This window comes from Rubripirellula obstinata (genome assembly GCF_001642955.1).
Taxonomy (GTDB): Bacteria; Planctomycetota; Planctomycetia; order Pirellulales; family Pirellulaceae; genus Rubripirellula; species Rubripirellula obstinata.
Genome location: NZ_LWSK01000061.1, coordinates 1 through 18,917, shown reverse-complemented (window position 1 = coordinate 18,917; position 18,917 = coordinate 1). Strand labels below are relative to the sequence as shown.

9 protein-coding genes are annotated in these 18,917 nt (G+C 54.8%); 6 read left to right on the top strand and 3 right to left on the bottom strand.

The features are described 5' to 3' along the window. Nucleotides 1–219 precede the first annotated feature (219 nt). The 5 genes from RC85_RS15490 (at nucleotide 220) to RC85_RS15465 (ending at nucleotide 10,096) form a co-directional block, all read left to right on the top strand. On the top strand, nucleotides 220–1,206 hold the full coding sequence (locus RC85_RS15490) for an ADP-ribosylglycohydrolase family protein (protein ID WP_084422716.1): 987 nt from the start codon (nucleotides 220–222) through the stop codon (nucleotides 1,204–1,206). A 414-nt stretch (nucleotides 1,207–1,620) separates the two neighbouring features. Beyond that, nucleotides 1,621–2,688: a hypothetical protein gene (locus RC85_RS15480; RefSeq protein WP_235033356.1), complete on the top strand. Its 1,068-nt coding sequence runs from the start codon at nucleotides 1,621–1,623 to the stop codon at nucleotides 2,686–2,688. A gap of 818 nt (nucleotides 2,689–3,506) precedes the next feature. After that, nucleotides 3,507–6,449 carry a phosphoribosylformylglycinamidine synthase subunit PurL gene (gene purL, locus RC85_RS15475; RefSeq protein WP_068264444.1) on the top strand — a complete coding sequence of 981 codons (2,943 nt, stop codon included), beginning with the start codon at nucleotides 3,507–3,509 and terminating at the stop codon, nucleotides 6,447–6,449. Between the two features lie 4 nt (nucleotides 6,450–6,453). Then, nucleotides 6,454–7,482: an ATP-binding protein gene (locus tag RC85_RS15470; RefSeq protein WP_068264443.1), complete on the top strand. Its 1,029-nt coding sequence runs from the start codon at nucleotides 6,454–6,456 to the stop codon at nucleotides 7,480–7,482. 658 nt (nucleotides 7,483–8,140) lie between these two features. Then, the gene (locus RC85_RS15465) at nucleotides 8,141–10,096 is read left to right on the top strand and encodes a hypothetical protein (RefSeq protein ID WP_162273217.1); all 1,956 of its coding nucleotides are present in this window, start codon (nucleotides 8,141–8,143) and stop codon (nucleotides 10,094–10,096) included. Between the two features lie 24 nt (nucleotides 10,097–10,120). Here RC85_RS15465 and RC85_RS15460 read toward each other — a convergent pair whose 3' ends face one another. Together RC85_RS15460 and RC85_RS27515 are read right to left on the bottom strand one after the other, a co-directional pair. Next, the gene (locus RC85_RS15460) at nucleotides 10,121–11,596 is read right to left on the bottom strand and encodes a DUF1501 domain-containing protein (protein WP_068264440.1); all 1,476 of its coding nucleotides are present in this window, start codon (nucleotides 11,594–11,596) and stop codon (nucleotides 10,121–10,123) included. After that, nucleotides 11,593–14,673, bottom strand: coding sequence for a DUF1549 and DUF1553 domain-containing protein (locus RC85_RS27515; RefSeq protein ID WP_068264437.1), 3,081 nt, complete (start codon nucleotides 14,671–14,673; stop codon nucleotides 11,593–11,595). The genes RC85_RS15460 and RC85_RS27515 overlap by 4 nt, the downstream gene beginning before the upstream one ends. Nucleotides 14,674–15,163: 490 nt before the next feature. Here RC85_RS27515 and RC85_RS15450 point away from each other — a divergent pair, with 490 nt between their 5' ends. Then, a complete protein-coding gene (locus RC85_RS15450) occupies nucleotides 15,164–16,975 on the top strand; it encodes an AAA family ATPase (RefSeq protein ID WP_068264435.1) in 1,812 nt (603 codons plus the stop codon). Between the two features lie 9 nt (nucleotides 16,976–16,984). Here the strand turns inward: RC85_RS15450 and RC85_RS15445 are convergent, their stop codons facing one another. Continuing rightward, complete coding sequence (locus tag RC85_RS15445) at nucleotides 16,985–18,670, bottom strand: adenylate/guanylate cyclase domain-containing protein (RefSeq protein ID WP_068264433.1); 1,686 nt, start codon at nucleotides 18,668–18,670, stop codon at nucleotides 16,985–16,987. Nucleotides 18,671–18,917: the final 247 nt, after the last annotated feature.

The following is an 18,917-nucleotide window of genomic DNA, read 5'->3' as shown; positions in this document are numbered from 1 at the left end:
GCTTGACTTTCTCGAAAATGGTCATCTTCATTGGCACCCTGAGGAGGATGCTGGATTCCATTTCATGGACCTCAACGACTCGCAGCAACGCCATTTATTGCGTTTCATTGAGTCTGAGATTAATAATGATCCGTTTCAGTCGCACCTGCAGACTCGAATGATCCACGGGCCGTCAGAATCCTTTCCCCTACTTCGCCACTTGCGTCACCGTTATCAATCATGATGCTTTCCCGCTCAATCGTCATTGGAATGCTCATTGGCGGTGCAGTCGGCGACGCGATGGGAGCACCGTTCGAGGGACTGTGGTCCGATGATATCCCTAATGCGGAATCTCTTGCTTCATCGTTCCACGAATATCATGGATACCCGTCCGGTCAATACACCGACGACACGCAGCTAACGATCGCGACAATCCAATCCATTGTGCAAAACGGCGACATCGTCATCCCCGATGTTGCACGTTCCATTTCCGAGCTTTGGCGTCATCACTCGGTGATCGGCCCAGGCGGTGCCTGCACTCAAGCCGCCGAAAAATACCTCGCAACTGGCAACCATTTCGATATGGGTGCACCTGTTGGCCAGGCTGGTAACGGAACTGCCATGCGAACTGCAGCGATCGGGCTGTGGTTTGGTAACGATCGCCATTCGTTGGTTTCGACCGTTGCCGACATTTCCAGGCTCACGCATCAAGATCCACGCAGCATCGCAGGTGGCGTTGTCATTGCGCTTGCAGCAAACATACTTGCATCCGATCACACGATTGGTGCAGCAGAATTGTGCAACGCACTTGCCGATTCAATTGACCCAATCGACACCGAACTGGCCAGTCTCATTCGGGCGTTGCCCGATCGGAGTCGCTCACCCGATTGCAAAAAATTCATCGCTGCCGCTGGCCAACCTTCCGCCGAATTCACTGAGCCGATCATTTCGCCTTTCGTGATTCCAACGGTACTTGCGTCGATCTACTGCATTAACCAACACCGAAACTCCTGGATTGACGCAGTCACATCTGCCGTGCAACTTGGCGGTGATGTCGATACACTGGGGGCAATTGTTGGCGCGATGTCCGGTGCTATCCACGGCGTTGAAGGCATCCCCGCCAATCTCGTCGCGGATCTACAAGATTCAGAGTCCATTGCGGCACTTGCCGTCAGATACCATTGGTTGCTTGAGAATCGGTTGCAGACGCAAGCGTGCGGCGAATAACAAAACCCTGCACCGGATTCGCGAAGCCGACAGAAATCAAATGGAAAAACATCTGTCGCGGCGAAGTGATGTTAACCGTATCCGACTGGAATCCGATGGCCGTAGCATTTGAACTCGTTGCCGACTTCCTCGACAACGAGAACGATGCGAAGCGCTGCGCTCGCTTGATGGCGAGCAAAATCAAGCCAGTGACGATTGACGAACACCAAGCCGAACGGGGACAGGGCACTCGCGCGAATCGTTGCGGAAATTGATAGCAAATGTGATCACGGTTTTTCCCTGTTTTGCGTTACTAACGGAGGCATGCTTGCAAAAAATTTGACAGCCTGGTCGCATTCTCGCTAACCTCACCCCAACTGAACGAATTGCCACCTGATGCAAATGCGTTCGATCCCTCTGATCAGGATTAGCGTGATGCGAAAAGCTCGATGTGAGGTAATTGACTCATCGGAAATTAATGTCGTTCATGTTTACAACCGTACCGTTCGACGGTGCTTCCTCTTTGGTCAGGACCCTCTGACCGGTAAGAATTTCGATCACCGTAAAGTCTGGATCGAAGAATGGCTCGAACACTTCGCCGCCCACTTCGGTATCGATTTATTGACCTTCGCGGTGCTCAATAATCATTTTCATTTGATCCTCCGCAATCGGCCCGACGTGGTCAGAACTTGGTCCGATACCGAAGTCGCTCGCCGCTGGCTGATGATCTGTCCGCACCGAACCGACAAGCAAGGCAAGCCGATGGCACCCAGCGAGGCGGAACTGAACCTGATCCGAAATTGCCCGCTCAAGCTAGCGCAGATGCGAGAGCGTTTGGCCGATGTTTCGTGGTGGATGCGGCTTCTGTGCCAGCGAATTGCAATGCGAAGTAACCGCGAAGATCAGGCAACCGGACGTTTCTTTGAAGAACGCTACAAAGCCATTCGGTTGATTGACGAAGCTTCGATCATCGCTTGCAGTGCCTACGTGGATTTGAACCCCATCCGAGCGGAGATCTGTCAGACGATCGAATCGAGTGAGCATACTTCGGCCAAACTCCGCATTGATGCGATGCGGTTGCAAAACCAAGCTGAACGCCCCGAACCGAAGTCCTTTCAGCGTGACCCCGCTGCCTTTTTGAGTCCGTTGTCTATCGATGAAAAGTCGGATCCTACCGGACCATGCGTCAGCGCTGAGGGGAAACGATGCAGTGAGAAAGGATTCCTATCAATGTCGTTGCTTGACTATGTCGAACTGCTCGACTGGACAGCCCGTCAGAGTCACCGAAGCAAGCGAGGCAAGACGCCGACCGATCTTCCACCGGTGATTAAGCGTTTGGGGATCGCGCCGGAGAATTGGTGCGAATTGGTGAGCAGGTTTGGCAGGCTGTTTCATCACGTGGCCGGAAATCCCGATTCAATCGACTCGATGCGCAGCCATCGCAAGCATCAGCGTTTCCGAGTTCACCGCCGAGTGCGCAGGTTAATGCCAACAGCAGACTAACCGACCGCATCGTCTCTTCTTTCTCCCTCAGCGGCGACCCAACGTTTCGCCCCACCGTATGCTGCGCGCCGAAGCGTCCGTTTCTGCGTCAACTCTCGGTTGATTCATCGCTCAAACGAGTCATCAACCACCAAGCACCCCAGCCGAGCCTAGAATTAGGTTTCCAGGCGGGAGCGACCGGTCATACACCATCATACACATGCACTGTCCCTGTTCTCGGTCGTTCTCGTTCTCTCGCCGTTCTCGCTTGTGCCCTGTCCCCGTTCTCGGCGAGACCGATTGATCATGAACATGCCCTGTCCCCGTGCTCGGTCCGTGCTCGGCTTTCTCCTCGTGCCCTGTCCCCGTGCTCGTCCGGCCTACAACCGCTGCCGTAACTCCCTCTCGTCTTCTCGCCGCCCGCGTGTGCCCTGTCCCCGTGCTCGGTTGCCTGCCGGGGCTTCGATTTTGGTTGCGTTTGGCTACGTGGGTCAAGACCCTCGGCAACGTGCTGACGGCCCATCCGGGGCTAAAGTAAGTGGAATTGTTCGGTAGCACCCGGATGTGTGCCCTCTTGGTTGTCTCTGCCGATCGCTCGCGGCAGAGAGGGTTGATTGATACATTGTTCCCTGTGCTGACCGACCGGCCTGTCGATTAAATTTAGCCTTGGACGCGTGAGCGGCCGGGCTTACCCACTGACGGAGGCCTTACGGCCAGCGGCTCACCATTACCGCTGAGATGTCGATTAAACCGACAGGTCGTGACACGCCCGGCACCGTGCTACCGGCCCTCCGGGACTGAATCGAAAACTTAAAACTGAACACAACTAAGGTTAAACCATGCCACTTTGGCAAATCGATATTTACCCGGCCGAAGGTCAAGCCGACCGCGAAGCCGTTCGGACGACCGAAGAGATTCACGAATTGGGATTGGGCGATGATGTCGCCGTCTCGTTTTCGCGATCGTTTTTGGTGCAAGGCGAATTTGCGTTTGACGAAGCCACGCGTTTGGCGACCACACTATTGTCCGACAGCGTTACCGAAACGCCCGTCGTCGCGATCGCCGGACAAGACACGCTCAACGAAGCACCCGGATCCGAAACGATCATGGTCAACGTGATGCCCAAACCCGGCGTCATGGATCCGGTGGCGTCGAGTACGCTGAGCGCGGCTCGCGATGCCGGTTTTGATGTCACCGCCGTTCGTTCGATGAGAAAGTATTGGCTCGGCGAAATGGATGACACTTCGCTGCAAACGATTTGTCGGCGAGCCCTTTCCAACGACGCGATCGAACAAGTCGTGGTCGGTCCTTTGGAAATGGATGAACTCGATATCGGTTCGTCTTACGAATTCAAACTGATCACGATTCCGATTCGCTCGCTGACCGATACCGAATTGGAAACACTGTCGCGCGAAGGACAACTGTATTTAACGCTGGTCGAAATGCAGACGATTCGTAACCACTTCCAGTCACTCGGTCGTGACCCGACTGACATCGAACTGGAATCCATCGCGCAAACCTGGTCCGAACACTGCAGCCACAAAACGTTGGCGGGACGGATCCATTACCGCGGACCCCAATCCGATGGAACTCCGTTCGGCGATGAACGCCAATACGAAAACATGCTCAAAGAAACCATCTTTGCAGCCACTCAAACGATCCGCAAAAATCTAGGCGACGATGACTGGTGCGTCAGCGTGTTCAAAGACAACGCGGGCATTGTCAAATTTGATGATGACTTCCACGTCTGTTTCAAAGTCGAAACTCACAACCACCCATCTGCTCTGGAACCCTACGGCGGTGCCAACACCGGCATCGGCGGAGTCATTCGCGACCCGATGGGCACCGGGATGGGTGCCAAACCGATTTGCAATACCGACGTGTTTTGCTTTGCACCACCGGACATCAAGCCAGACGAATTGCCGCCGGGCGTGCTGCATCCACGGCGAGTGATCAAGGGTGTCGTGTCAGGTGTCCGCGATTACGGCAATCGAATGGGCATCCCGACGGTCAACGGCGCGGTCTATTTTGACAAACGGTACCTGGGCAATCCGCTGGTGTACTGCGGCAACGCTGGCATCATTCCTGTTGGCATGGAAAACAAAGAAGTCATGCCCGACGACCTGATCGTGGCGATCGGTGGGCGAACCGGACGCGATGGGATCCACGGTGCGACGTTTAGTTCTGCGGAACTGACCAGCGAATCAGAATCACTTTCCGGCGGCGCAGTTCAGATCGGTAACGCGATCACTGAAAAGATGGTCTTGGATGTTCTGATCCAAGCACGCGATCGTGGTCTGTTTACCGCCGTGACCGATTGCGGTGCGGGCGGGTTCAGCAGCGCGGTCGGTGAAATGGGCGAAGAGCTGGGGGCCGAGGTTTGGCTGGACAAGGCTCCGCTTAAGTATGACGGGCTGACGTACACCGAAATCTGGATCTCGGAAGCTCAAGAACGAATGGTGTTTTCGGTACCGCAGGAATCATGGGACGAATTTCGTCTGCTGTGCGAAAGCGAAGGCGTCGAGGCCGCGGTGTTGGGCAAGTTCACGCCCACCGGCCGATTGTTGTTGACCTACCACGGCGAAACCGTCGGCGATGTGTCGATGCAGTTTTTGCACGACGGTCGCCCACCGATCATTCGCGATGCCAATTACGATGTGCCCACGTTTGACCCGATCGAAATTCCCGCGATGTCGGCCGACGATCATCACCAAACGCTGTTGCAGGTGATGAGCAGTTTAAATGTCGCCAGCAAGCATTGGGTCATTCGCCAATACGACCACGAAGTCCAAGGCGGCAGCGTGGTCAAGCCGCTGGTCGGTCCCCAATGCGACGGCCCCGGCGATGCAGCCGTCGTCCGACCACGGATCGATTCCAGACGTGGTTTGGTGCTGTCGTGTGGCATGAATCCGCACTACGGCGATTTCGACACCTATCACATGGCAGCGTCAGCGATTGACGAAGCGATGCGTAACGCAGTTGCCGTCGGTGCCGATCCAAGCCGCATTGCGATCCTGGATAACTTTTGTTGGGGATACACCGACCGGGCTGAAACACTGGGATCGCTGGTCCGCGCCGCGATCGCTTGCCAAGACATGGCGATCACGCTGGGCACACCGTTTGTCAGCGGGAAAGATTCGCTGAACAACGAATTCAGTTTCTTCGATGACGATGGCAACAAGGAAACGATTTCGATTCCGCCCAGCTTGCTGATCAGCGCGATGGGACAAATCGATGATGTTTCCAAATCAGTGACGATGGACGCCAAGGAAGCTGGCAATGTTGTCTTCCTGGTCGGTGAAACTCACGCCGAACTCGGTGGATCTCATTTCAGCCTGGTTCGCGATTTGAAGGGCGGCGAAGTGCCCAAGGTCGATGCGATTCAGGCGAAGGTCACCTTTGCAGCGGTCCATGATGCGATGCAGAAGAGCTTAGTCCGATCCTGTCACGACCTCAGCGAAGGCGGACTGGTTGCGGCGGCGGTCGAAATGGCGATGGCGGGCGGTTTGGGGATGAAGTTGGATCTGGCAGAGGTTTGTCGTGACGACTTGTCGCCCACTGAAGCTTTGTTTAGTGAATCCAACACACGTTTTCTGATCGAAACCACGCCAGACAACGCAGATTTATTTGCCGCTTTGCTGACAGCGGCTAAAGTGAAAGTCACGCGTTTGGGGACGATTGAATCCAGCCCCAATTTGTCGATAACAGTTGGCGACCAGTCGGTGCTTCATTCGTCGGTGGCCGAAGTCAAATCGGCCTGGATCGCTCCATTGGATTGGTAACGTCATGATTATTGCGGCTAAACCTTCAACGTTGACCGTCGTCGTTTCTCGCGGCCAATCTAGAAATCCGCAGAAACGCAAACTCGAACAGGCGATCGCGGATGCGTCGGCGAAGATCGAAGGCGTGGAAGTACTGGTCATACCCCATCTATACGACCTGCCCAAATCAAGCGAGTCGTTCGCCAGCCTAAAAGCGATCACGGGCGACATTGTTTTAGTGTCGTGGATCTACGCTCGTGCCGCGCACTGGGTGCTAGACCGTAACGGTATCGGGGGGCAAGTCGGTGACGTTGAATTGGCGGCCGATGATGATTCGGAAGATGACGAAGATGGTGATGTCGAATCAGCAACCGATGAATCATCCGAACCCGTCGATCGAGTCACGGATATCAACCCACGACCGGACCGCAATATCTATGGTCTAGATTTAAAGTTGGGTGAGAATTCTGATTTGTTTGTCAGCGAGATTCGTCGGATCGCCGGGCAAGAGATTCCGCCTTCGATTGAACGCGGTGTTAATTCTGATCACGAACTGCCGATCGTTGGCGGGAAACTAGTCCAAGTCGATGAGAAGACTTCGCGTCGCTGGTATCCGGTGATTGATTTTGATCGATGTACAAACTGCATGGAGTGCGTTGATTTCTGTTTGTTTGGCGTCTACGGACTCGACTACGGCGAAAACATTCTGGTCGAACAGCCCGACAATTGCCGCAAAGGTTGCCCGGCATGCAGTCGAGTGTGTCCTGAAAACGCGATCATCTTTCCTCAACACAAAGCACCCGCAATCGCTGGCGCTCACGTCGAAGGCGAAGAGGGGTTCAAGATTGATTTGTCATTGCTGTTCGGAGCCCCTGCCACCGATGGGGATCCGATCGCCACTGCGGCCCGCGAACGCGATGAACAGTTATTACTCTCTGGAAGAGAAGCCGTTGGCATTGATGATCAACTGGCGAAAAGACAAGCCGATTTGAAGGCAGAACCCAAGGACGATCTCGATCATTTGATCGATTCCTTGGACGATTTTGACCTGTAAAGTTTTGGCTTTCACGAATTTGTGATCGCTGAGGAACTGTCCTGAAACAAGTTCCGTCGATGGCGAAATCTTTGGTAGCTGGGCCCGCCAGGGTTCAGTCGAGTTCAGTCGAGTACAGCTCAACGCCGTGAAGAAAACACGGATTAGTTCGTTAAGCCGCTTGGGCATCGCCTGGGCTGATGAACATGTGTCGTTGTCAGCTTGTCACGATCCTTGAAAGTAGGCCGTAGCGAGCCAAAGCGAGTTACGGCGTTGCGCAAATTGCCGTAACTCGCTATGGCTCGCTACGGCCTACATGCTGGCGATCAGGAAAATGTGCCGTTGCCACAATGCTTCACAGCGCTGCAGTTTGTGTTGCCTGCCATGGTGCAGCTTGCCCAATTTGCTGCGTTGCAATGATTTTCATCAGGCCAGGCATCGCCCTGCGCGTCGTGCTGGCCCCACAGCGCGGAGCGATGCCCACGCGGTTAAACAATTTAGACCCCTTCACGGCGTCGGGTGCAGCTACCGATGGACTGAACCCTGGCGGGCCCAGCTACGAAAAAACCGGGAAGTGATTTCGCGACACTTCCTAAGTTTCACAGCTTCTTTCTAGGTCAACTTTCAATTTAGTCCGACCGATACCACTCCTATGGTCCGCTTCTACCTGGAGTCCTTCGTGCACTTGTTGTTTCCAAAATTTGATTCCGGTCGATTATGCCCATCCGAATGTCGCGTAGCGTTGCTAGCAAGTATTTTGCGAAATTCGAGCTATTGTCTTCGAACCATTGCAATCAGCACTCTAACGTTTTCAGCATCTAGCGTCGGCTTCGTCGATGACTCGGCGGCGCAAGACACGATGCCGCTGGAAACGGTCGTGGTGGTATCGCCGGCGGTCCAGGATGATGGGTCATTGGTGTTGCAAGCGCCAACCAATGCCGGATCAAACTACGATTCAACTAACACCAGTGATCACGTTGCAGGTTCAGGTTCCGACAGTGCTGACACAGGATTGCGAGTTGCGAAACGACCGTGGTTGTTGGAAAAGCTGGTCGGCCCGGAAAAAGACAGCTCTGTCAAAATGGATCCGCCCCGGCCGCCGGTCAGTAATTTGGATCCACCGTCGCTAGGCCGAATCGAACCGCCTTCGCTTGGTGGGAATGACCGACTGCGAGGCGAAGACGATCGCTGGATCTCGCGAAGGTCTTCTTCGCGGGTTCACGCAAAGCCCGCCAGCCCATCAGCGAGCGTCGGGGATCTGAACCGTCCAAGTACTCGGCAAAGCACCCGGCAAAGTGCGCGACAAAGTACACGTCGAAGAATCCAATCGCCAGCCGATACTGAAACACCGATGCCACTGACTGACGTTGGCATCGAAAGCACAGATACGACGCCGAGCCTGCGTCCGCTGCGAATCGAAAATAGCAAGCCTCTAAGATCGCTGGACTCAACTGATAACGAAGCGGCCGATTCAGAACCCGCGGCCGAGTTCAACAACCGCCAAGAATTCGATCAGAGTGAAACGGAGGTCCGAATTGACGATTCAGATCGTCAACAGTCGCTCGGTAGCGCCGGTCCTGAAGCCGATCCGTCGGTTGAATTTGATTACGCAGGTTTTCCCAAGCAACCGGTTAAGTTGACGCGTAGTTCGTATCAAATGCGTAGCAAGATGCATCGTTGTTTGCGAGCCTATTACTCTGACATGGAGATTGCCAGCGGTCGTAGCAATTGGGGAATGATGCACGCGATGATGGTCTACGGCATCGATACAAAAGTGGTTGTCGGGCGACGGAGTTTCAGCACCATCGCTTGGGTCGCTGGTAACAATGTTTGCCGGGGCCAACGTCTCTTTGAAGAAGACAACGGGCAACTCGTCGTCAAAAGCGGAGTAGGACTGCAAGGTCACGATGGACAATTGCTGGCCGTCTTTTCTTTGTGTGGCGTTCCCGCTAGCTACCCGATTTATGCAGGCGACTACAAGTTTGCCGTGCAAGACATTATCGAATCTGAAATGTTGGCGTGCAAATCAGGGAATGAACTGACCTTCATTCTGATCGCCCTTGCTCACTACCTCGATACCGACGAGCAATGGCTAAGTGCCGATGGAGAGTCTTGGGATTTCGAGCGGCTGATCCGCGAGGAGCTTTCGCAACCGGTCGTCGGGGCTGCCTGTGGCGGAACGCATCGTTTGATGGGTTTTGGACATGCACTTCGTCAACGACGATTCGAGGGAAAGCCAATCGAAGGCCAATGGAAGCGTGCCGAAAAATTCACCGAAGACTTTGTGCAATACGTGTACCGACTTCAAAACCGCGATGGTTCATTCAGCACCGATTGGTTTGAAGGACGTGAAGACAACGGTGACCTTGACCGTAAGATTCAAACAACCGGTCACATGGTCGAATGGTTGTTAACGGTCACGCCGAACGCTCAGTTGCAGAACCCGCGTCTTTTGTCAGCGGTCCGATTCTTGCTCAATTCGATGTACGAAGAACGCGACCGTGATTGGAGCATTGGTCCCAAGGGCCACGCCTTGCGATCTTTGGCAATGTTCTACGACCGCGTCTATCAAAGCCCACCGCCGTGGCAAGATGCCGGCGTCGCAGGCCGCAAAAAGAACAATCGTCGCCGGTAATGCCAACGGCCGATGTCGATGGGATCATGAAACGATGTCATGCACCACGCTGGCCTCTTCCACACCGGTTAGCTTCTGATCAAGTCCTTTGAAGGCGTACGTGAATCCTTCGTGATCGATTCCCATCTGATGCAAAATCGTCGCGTTCAGGTCACGAATGTGGACGGGATCTTTGGTGATGTTGTAACTGAATGGGTCAGTTTCACCGTAGGTCATTCCGCGTCGGATTCCGCCACCGGCTAGCCACATCGAGAAGCATTTTGGGTGGTGATCGCGGCCATAATTGGCCTGACCCAAATCACCTTGGCAATACATCGTACGCCCAAACTCACCGCCCCAAACCACCAACGTGTCGTCCAGCATTCCGCGCTGCCGAAGGTCCGTCAACAAACCAGCCGACGCCTGATCGGTGTCACGACATTGCTTGGGCAAGTCGGTGGGAAGATGGTCGTGTTGATCCCAGCCGCGATGGAAAATTTGCGTGAATCGAACACCCCGCTCCGCCATCCGTCGAGCCATCAAACAGCAGTTCGCATAAGTGCCGGGAATTGTGACTTCGGGACCGTACAAGTCCAGCACATGCTGCGGTTCATCACTGATGTCGGCCAATTCTGGAATCGATGTCTGCATCCGAAACGCCATCTCGTATTGTTCGATCCGAGCGTGGGTTTCCCGATCACCGATTCGTTGACTCGTCATCTCGTTCAACCGCGCGAGCGAATCCAGCATCCGGCGACGGACGGGTGCTTGAATGCCCTGCGGATTGGTCAGGTACAGCATTTTGTCGGCACCCGATCGCAACGCAACGCCTTGATGCTTTGTTGGCAGAAAACTGCTGCCCCATAATCGTTGATTCAGAGCTTGGGCCTGTCGCCGGCCCGTCCACGATGCCGTCATCACCATGAACGCGGGCAGGTTTTCATTTTCGCTGCCCAGTCCATAGCTAAGCCAGGATCCAAGCGAAGCCTTGCCCGGCAACTGGTCTCCGGTGCAAAGGTAAGTCACCGCAGGATCATGGTTGATCGCTTCGGTGTGCATCGATTTGATTAGCGTGATTTCATCGACTTTGCCGGCCATGTGGGGAATCAGTTCACTGGCCATGGTTTGGCTTTCCCCGTGGGGAGTGAACTTGTAGGCACTCGGCGCGATCGGGTATCGCGATTGGCCGCTGGTCATCGTGGTCAACCGTTGTCCACGACGAATCGATTCGGGCAATTCCTTGTCGTACCACTTTTGCATCTCCGGTTTGTGGTCCCATAGATCCATTTGGCTGGGCGCACCGGACATAAACAAATAGATGGCTCGCTTTGCCTTTGGTTGGTGATCGGGCAGGTTCGGCAGCCCAGCCCCAGCATTCGCGGACGGTGAATACGTCGGTGACAATGACGCCAGCGCCGCTGCGCCCAATCCCGCGGTTCCTTTGGCGAACAATGCCCGTCGGCTGAATCGTTTTAGGATGGCGCGCTCGATGGAAGCCGGATCGTTGCTTAATTGATTCATTTGTTGACTACCTCGTCCAGGTTTAACAACGTGCTGGCAACCATCGTCCAGGCGGCCCAATCGGGATCCGGCAAGCCGACCAATCGTTCTGCCTGATCAGGATTGGCCTGATAGTGTTCCAAAAGGTCATCGAGTAGATGCTGCAGTTCGGTTTGCTCTTGGTCGTTGGGCAACCGAGCGGTCACCGTCTCGAACAATTCAACCAAGCGATTGGCTTGGTCATTGCTAGAAAACTCGATTCGGGCAAGACCGCGAGCCGCGTCCAAGAACTGTGATTCGTTTAGCAGAACCAATGCCTGCATCGGAGTGTTGGTGCGGTCGCGCCGGGCGGTACAGGAATCACGACTGGGTGCATCGAAGGTTGACAGTTGAGGTGGCGGACTGGTTCGTTTCCAGAAAATGTAAACGCTGCGACGGCGAATTTTGTCGCCCTGATCCGCTTGGAATTTAGCAGTATTGCTGCCCACATATCCAACGGCTTCCCATAGACCATCTGGCTGCGGCGGCTTCACGCTCGGTCCACCCAAATCATCGACTAATTGGCCCGATAGAAAGAGTGCTTGGTCGCGCAGCGTTTCTGCATCCAAACGAATTCGCGGCCCGCGTGCGAGCCATCGATTGTGTGGATCGATGCTTTGTGTTTTTGCAGAAATCTCTGCATCACGACGGTAGGCATCGGTCATCACGATTGACTTGATCAACCGTTTGACATTCCAACCGCTGCGAACAAAGTCGGCGGCCAAAAAATCTAACAGAGCCGGATGGCTAGGTGATTCGCCCATGACGCCAAAGTCCTCGCCCGTTTTGACAATGCCGGTGCCGAAGATTGCTTGCCAAAATCGGTTGACTGCCACGCGAGCGGTCAAAGGATGTTCGGGTGAAGTCAACCAAGTCGCCAAACCAAAACGGTTCGCCGGTACATCGCCAGACATCGGTGGTAAACAATCCGGCGTGTCACGGATCACCAATTCGCCAGGTTCGTCATAGAAACCTCGCTCCAGAATGTGTGCCCGCCTGGGCGTTTGGGTTTCTTTCCAAATCAACGACGTTGGAATTTCGTCTTTGAGTTGCTGACGGCTACGCTGCAAACCTCTTTCCAAGTCCTGCAGAATTTGCCAGCGAGGGTGCTCGCACTGAACATGACGAAAATAGAATTGAATCTGTTCAACGTCGGATTTACTACGCTTCATTCGAGGTAACTGCACCAGCGCCGCAATGTGGTCGGGCGTTTCGATCCAAGGTGATCGCAGTGCGTAGGTGAGTTTGGAATCACCGTGATGATTGACCAGTTTGAAATACAGATCGTTTGGGCCTTTGACCAATCGTAGCCTGTGTCGATTTGACAGTGGCATCCGCGGCATTGCATGGTCCACCTTTGCGATTTCTTTGCCGTTTAGGTAGATGACGTAACCGTCGTCAACGCCGATCAACAAATCCACCAATTGTTCGCTCGGTGATTCGATGGCGTGATGGACCATGGTCACTGAGGGTCGATCTTGAATCGTCGGGACTTGCAATGGTGTGGCTTGTTTCCAATCGTCGCGGTGCTGCCACCGATAGGGTTGGTCTAGGTACCGAAAGACTTCGCTGGACTCAAACGCTGTTTCCTGCGACGCAAACGATCGGTCATAGCCACGACTGGGACTTTCAATTTCCAGCGGACCCAAAACGTGAACATCACCAAGCCCGATTTGCATGGAAGTGGGCATCGGAGGCCGTGCGTCTTGCAGCGTTAGCTCCGCGGCATCGAGTGGTTTGTCAAACGTCACTCTTACGCGAGCGCCGGGGCCCTCGGCGACCAGCGATGGTGTTCCCAGCCATCGGCACTGTTGACCCGGATCATCGAATGTCCAGGTGATGGGCACGTTGATCCAGGTTCCACCCAGGTCATCGTCCGTCACCTCGACGGTTGGGTTGGCGATTTCAAAAAATGGACTACTGATTTGCAGTGCCTGCCAATGAGCGTCTGGCGGTAGATCTGCGGTGATCGAGTTCTGACCTGATACCAAGTCCAATGACAACTGTTTTGGTTTGGTCTGACCTCCTAACGATCGCTCCCAAGCAATCCGGTCTTGATCGACTTCTGAAATCGGACTTCGCATTTCGGACCGCAACTCTGCGATCGACTCGTCAAACTCTTTCAGCAACTTTTCCTGTTCCGCCGACGGGACATCGATTACTGGCGGTGGATCTTTGAGGTCTTGATCGAGAGCGGGACCATCCAGACTGTTGAAATACGCTAACAGAGAATAGTAATCACGTTGAGAGATCGGGTCATACTTGTGGTCGTGACAGGCTGCACATTCCATCGTCAATCCCAGGAACACGGTGCTGAATGCATTCGTGCGATCGACGCAATTTCGAGTCAAGACTTCTTCGTAAATCGAACCGGCTTCGTTGGTCGTTAATCCGAGACGATTGAAACCGCTAGCGATGCGATCGTTGTCGGTGGCGTCGGGTAACAGGTCGCCAGCAATTTGTTTGGTGGCGAATTGGTCGAACGGCATGTTGTCATTCAATGCGTCGATCACCCAATCACGGTAGGGCCAGATTTCGCGATAATTGTCCAGGTGCAAACCATGCGTGTCGGCGTACCGCACCAAGTCCAACCAGTAGCGACCAAAGTGTTGGCCGAAGTGTTTGCTCTGTAGCAATCGATCGATTTGGTTTTCATAAGCTCGCTCTGAATCGTCGGCTAAGTACTCGGCCAGTTGGGCTCGCGACGGCGGAAGTCCCGTCAGGTCCAAGTGCAGACGACGGATCTGGGTGCGTTGATCGGCGAGTCCGTTTGGATCAAGGCCGACGCGATCAATTTCCTGTTCAAGCAAGTCGTCGATGACGGCGGCGGTTTCAGCGACAGAAGTTGAGGTTGGAACGTTCGCGAAGTCGATCGGGCGGAGCGACCAATGGGTCTGCGAAAAATCGGTCTCTTCCGCTGCATCGCCTTCCGCTGGATTGATGGGCGAGCCATCAGCGACCAATGCTGACCCAACCCACGCCGCCGTGCTAATGAGAATGGTGCAAATCAGAACCACGCAAGTCAGGACGACCAAAAATCGCGACGAATGGACCAGCATGAAGTAACGATGAAAGGGTGGGTGAGACAGAGGCGAGAAACCGCTGGAATCTTATTGAGAACGTAGCTGATCCCGCCAGGTTTCAGTCGAACTTCAACGGATCGAGGACTGAACCCTGGCGGGATCAGCTACGGGCAGTTTTAACCAACGGTTACAGTCTAGCTGGATCAGGTTTTGAAACCAAACCGTATTTGTCATCGTTCGTCACCATGTGACGGGACCTGCATCCAACGCCGTGAAGGGTTTCTAAATTGTTTAACCGCGTGGGCATCGCCCCGCGCGCTGTGGCGCGCGTTGTGGGGGCCAGCACGACGCGCGGGGCGATGCCCAACGCGGCTAAACGAACTAATCCGCGTTTTCCGGGACCGAAACTCTTCACGGCGTTGACCTGCATCCCTGAACCACCACCAAAATGCTATCCTGATGCTCACACCAAACGTCCAGCTTGCCTGGGCTCAATCGATCACACCACTGCCTGGACGCCGCGCCGATGTCTTCCTCTTCTGACGACCGCATAGTTGAATCCATCCGTCTTTATCGCGACGCTTTGAAAGAAACTCGTGCCCTGTATGTCGAGAGCGGCGAACTGATTCGCGGATCCTACGGATGGCTTCGCGGCAGCGACGATGGTGACGCAATGTCGGTCGCGGATCAGATGGATGACCTGCATCAAGGTTTCTTGATGAAAGTCTTTGCCGCCGTCGTTCCGCAAACCGATGCCCGATCGATGGAACAACGGCAACTTGGGCGAGCACTGTTGGAACACATTTGGGGTAAGTCCGTGATGGGCAGCCAACTGCATGAAGCCGTCGATTGGCTGATCAGTGCCAGCAACGACTTCCGATGGTCAGAACTCGTGCGACCCTTTGCCGAGATTCCGGCGGTGCGAGATCGTTGGGGCGAACTGGAAACCCTGGCAATGCGAATGGCCAATCTGTTGGCGTCGGTCGATGGCGATATCTCGCTAGCCGACAACCAAAGCATCCAATCGATGCAGCGGCAATTTGACGAGCTGCAAGGTAAAGCTCCCGAACATCTGGCCAACGAAGTCGATACCGACAACGCTCGCGACGCGCTGTCTTGGCTGCGCGAAGAAGCCAAGCGATTGCGAGAAGGCGTCAGCGTCACGGCGGCTGAAAAACCGACGCCGTTGGCCGGGCCCGGTGGATCAGGTGCAAGAGAAAAACCGAAGCCTTCCAAGACTGCTGCTGGCGGGCCACCCAGCAATCAAATTTCCGACGATCGAACTCCCGAGCAACGATTGGCGGACGCTCGCGCCAAACTGGATCGCTTGGTGGGGCTGGAAGGAATCAAGGATCAGATTGAAACGCTGACCAATTTTTTGAAGATGGAACGGCTTCGTGAAAAGGAAGGTCTACCCACGACACGTCCAAGTCTTCACATGGCGTTCGTTGGTAATCCGGGCACGGGGAAAACGACGGTCGCCCGCATTGTTGCCGAGATCTACGGCGCGTTGGGCGTTTTGGAACAAGGACAACTTGTCGAAACCGATCGCAGCGGTCTGGTTGCCGAGTACGCCGGGCAAACTGGCCCCAAGACCAACGCAAAGATTGACGAAGCACTCGATGGCGTGTTGTTTGTTGATGAAGCCTACACGTTGATCGACGAAAGCGGCCAAGACCAATACGGACGCGAAGCCATCCAAACATTGCTCAAGCGAATGGAAGACCAACGCGATCGTTTGGTCGTCATTTTGGCGGGCTATCCCAACGAAATGAACACGATGATCCGCAGCAACCCGGGGCTCAGTTCCCGCGTCGGCACGACGATGACGTTCCAAGATTATCCGCCCGAAGCTTTGTGCCGAATCTTTGAATTGATCGCCAAGAAAGCCAAGTACACCCTGCCCACCGAATCACGCCGCCGACTACTGCGTGGATTCACTTACCTGTACATCGGACGCGATCGGCACTTTGGCAACGGTCGATCCAGCAGAAACAGTTTTGAACGAAGCGTCCGAAAATTAGCCAATCGTTTGGCCAGCATGAAGGAAATGAATCGCGAACTTCTAACGACATTGCAACCCGAAGACATCGAAGTCGCCGGCGTCATGGAAGCTCACTTGAAAGCCATGGCCGCCGAACCCGGCAGCGTACGCATCCAATGCACTTCATGCGATGCGGCCGAGGTCATCGACGACCAATTGCTTGGCACCAAGGTAACGTGCAAGTCCTGCGAAACCGAATTCGACGCGGACTGGGGTGAACCCGTCGCAGTCCTGCCCACGCCAGATGAAACAACCGAAGTGGTCGAAGATAGCGAGACCCAAGCAGAAAGCTGAAACAGACTGCTAGATCAACGAACCGTCGGAATCCGACAAGAGTTCGGCGACCTCGAATTCTGAACTGAAACCTGATGGTTGGACGCTTCCCAGCGATCGAGTTTGGAACCTTGGATCAGCCGCTTTGGCGATTGCGTTGGCGGTCGCTTCGTCGACGATCACCTCGGCTCCCATTGTCTTGGTCATGCCCTCCAGCCTGCTGGCCAGGTTGACGACCGGACCAAAGGCGGTGACTTTGACTTGATCGATCGTTCCAATTTGTCCGGCGACGGCACGGCCGGTGGCCACGCCGATGCCGCAACGAAAGCCAAGTTTGTCGGCATGAATTCGGAAGTCGGCGCGGATCTTCGAAGCTGCTTCGACCGCGCGGATGGCTGCATCGGGTTGTTCCAGTGGCCAGCCCCAAAATCCCATCGCCGCGTCGCCGTGGAAGTCACCGATCACCCCCTGCCCTTCCATGATGTGCCGCGTCATCACGCCAAGCGCTTTGCTGACGTGTGCAAGAAGCCCCAACAAGTCTGCCGAATCCTGCTCGCTTCGCCGCGAAAAACCACGCAGATCACAGAACAGGACAGACAGGTCTACTTCCCGAGGCACCAGAACTTCGTCCAAGTTTTGATCGGACAAGGCATCCAAGACCACCGGTGCAAAGAAGTGTCGCATCTGAGCCTGCCTCCGTTGCAACCGCCGGCTTTGTCGTAGGTTCGACAATGTCGTTCCCACCAATTCCGTAAACTTGACATCGTCGTGCAAATCATCGGGCGCGGACTGAATCGACTTCTCGAAATCCATTCCCTGGGTTTCACCGCCTGATTCCGTTTGTAAACCACCACTGACATAGATTGCCCAGCCAGGACATCCATCGCTGCTAAGCGGAACACAGAACGCCCAGTCAACGGATTCGTTCGCGGTGAAGGCTTCGGTGCTGCGGGTTTCAGAAAGCTGTCGCGGCGACCAAAGATTCAACACGCTTTCGCGTTTTTTGGTCGCATCTCGAACCAGTCGTGCGCTGACCGATGGTTCGTCGATGCTGCCAGTTCGGCTATCGTAGTGCAGCAATTTGACCGACGAAGTTGGGTCGCACTGTACGACCGCCACAGCCGACGCGTTGGGGATTTCTTGCAGCATGACGTTGGTGACGCGGACAAGTAATTCCTGATCGGTCGCACTGCCGATGATCAAATCTGGCAATCGGCTAAGCATGTCAATTCGGGATGCTGCATCAGTAAAACTCTTTCGTCGCAGCGCCACCGGGTCGTAAGAATGCTGCATCAATTCGGTTGATCGACTCGCTTGGTCTGCGCTCATTTGACCTGCGCGTGCTTGATCAGCACTGGAATCTCCCGCCAATTCAGCCGCTAAATCTGAAGACGAATCCACGACACCAGGTCGATTCACCAACGTGAACGTGGTCCTGCCAATCACAAAATGATCGCCAACCACCAGCGTGAATCGGCGAGTTTGTTGGCCGTGGTGGAAGATCGGATTACGAGCCGCCGGCGATCCAATCACTTCGATGCGTTCATCCGGCATCGGGATCAATCGAATGTGGTTGCGTGAGATCATTGAATCCCAAGGCACATTCCAATCGCTCGCTCGCCGCCCAAGCGACAATTGTGATGCAGAGGTGGCGTCGGGCAATTCGCGTCGCCAGCGATCGCCAGAACCGGGACCTTGAGCAATTAAATCGGGCATGGAAGTAGCTTTTAGCGGTTGGCTGTTAGCGATTAGCGGTGAGGGCATGATGGAATGGAAAGTTAACAGCTAGATACTAACCGCTGAGGAACGTACGACTTTTTATAGTCGCCTTTCGCTCGGGACGTCGCATCAGTTACTGCGCGTTAGGCCCGGAGGGCCGGCAGCTCCCTGCCGGGTGCGCGAGCACCCGGATGGCTGCCCCACGCCGTGAAGGGTTTTTAAACTGTTTAACCGCGTGGGCATC

Bases quoted from the DNA above. Each gene is read 5' to 3' on its own strand.
- RC85_RS15480 (WP_235033356.1), top strand. From the start codon at position 1,621: ATGCGAAAAGCTCGATGTGAGGTAATTGACTCATCGGAAATTAATGTC.
- RC85_RS27515 (WP_068264437.1), bottom strand. From the start codon at position 14,673: ATGCTGGTCCATTCGTCGCGATTTTTGGTCGTCCTGACTTGCGTGGTT.
- RC85_RS15460 (WP_068264440.1), bottom strand. From the start codon at position 11,596: ATGAATCAATTAAGCAACGATCCGGCTTCCATCGAGCGCGCCATCCTA.
- purL (WP_068264444.1), top strand. From the start codon at position 3,507: ATGCCACTTTGGCAAATCGATATTTACCCGGCCGAAGGTCAAGCCGAC.
- RC85_RS15470 (WP_068264443.1), top strand. From the start codon at position 6,454: ATGATTATTGCGGCTAAACCTTCAACGTTGACCGTCGTCGTTTCTCGC.
- RC85_RS15445 (WP_068264433.1), bottom strand. From the start codon at position 18,670: ATGCCCGATTTAATTGCTCAAGGTCCCGGTTCTGGCGATCGCTGGCGA.
- RC85_RS15450 (WP_068264435.1), top strand. From the start codon at position 15,164: ATGTCTTCCTCTTCTGACGACCGCATAGTTGAATCCATCCGTCTTTAT.
- RC85_RS15490 (WP_084422716.1), top strand. From the start codon at position 220: ATGATGCTTTCCCGCTCAATCGTCATTGGAATGCTCATTGGCGGTGCA.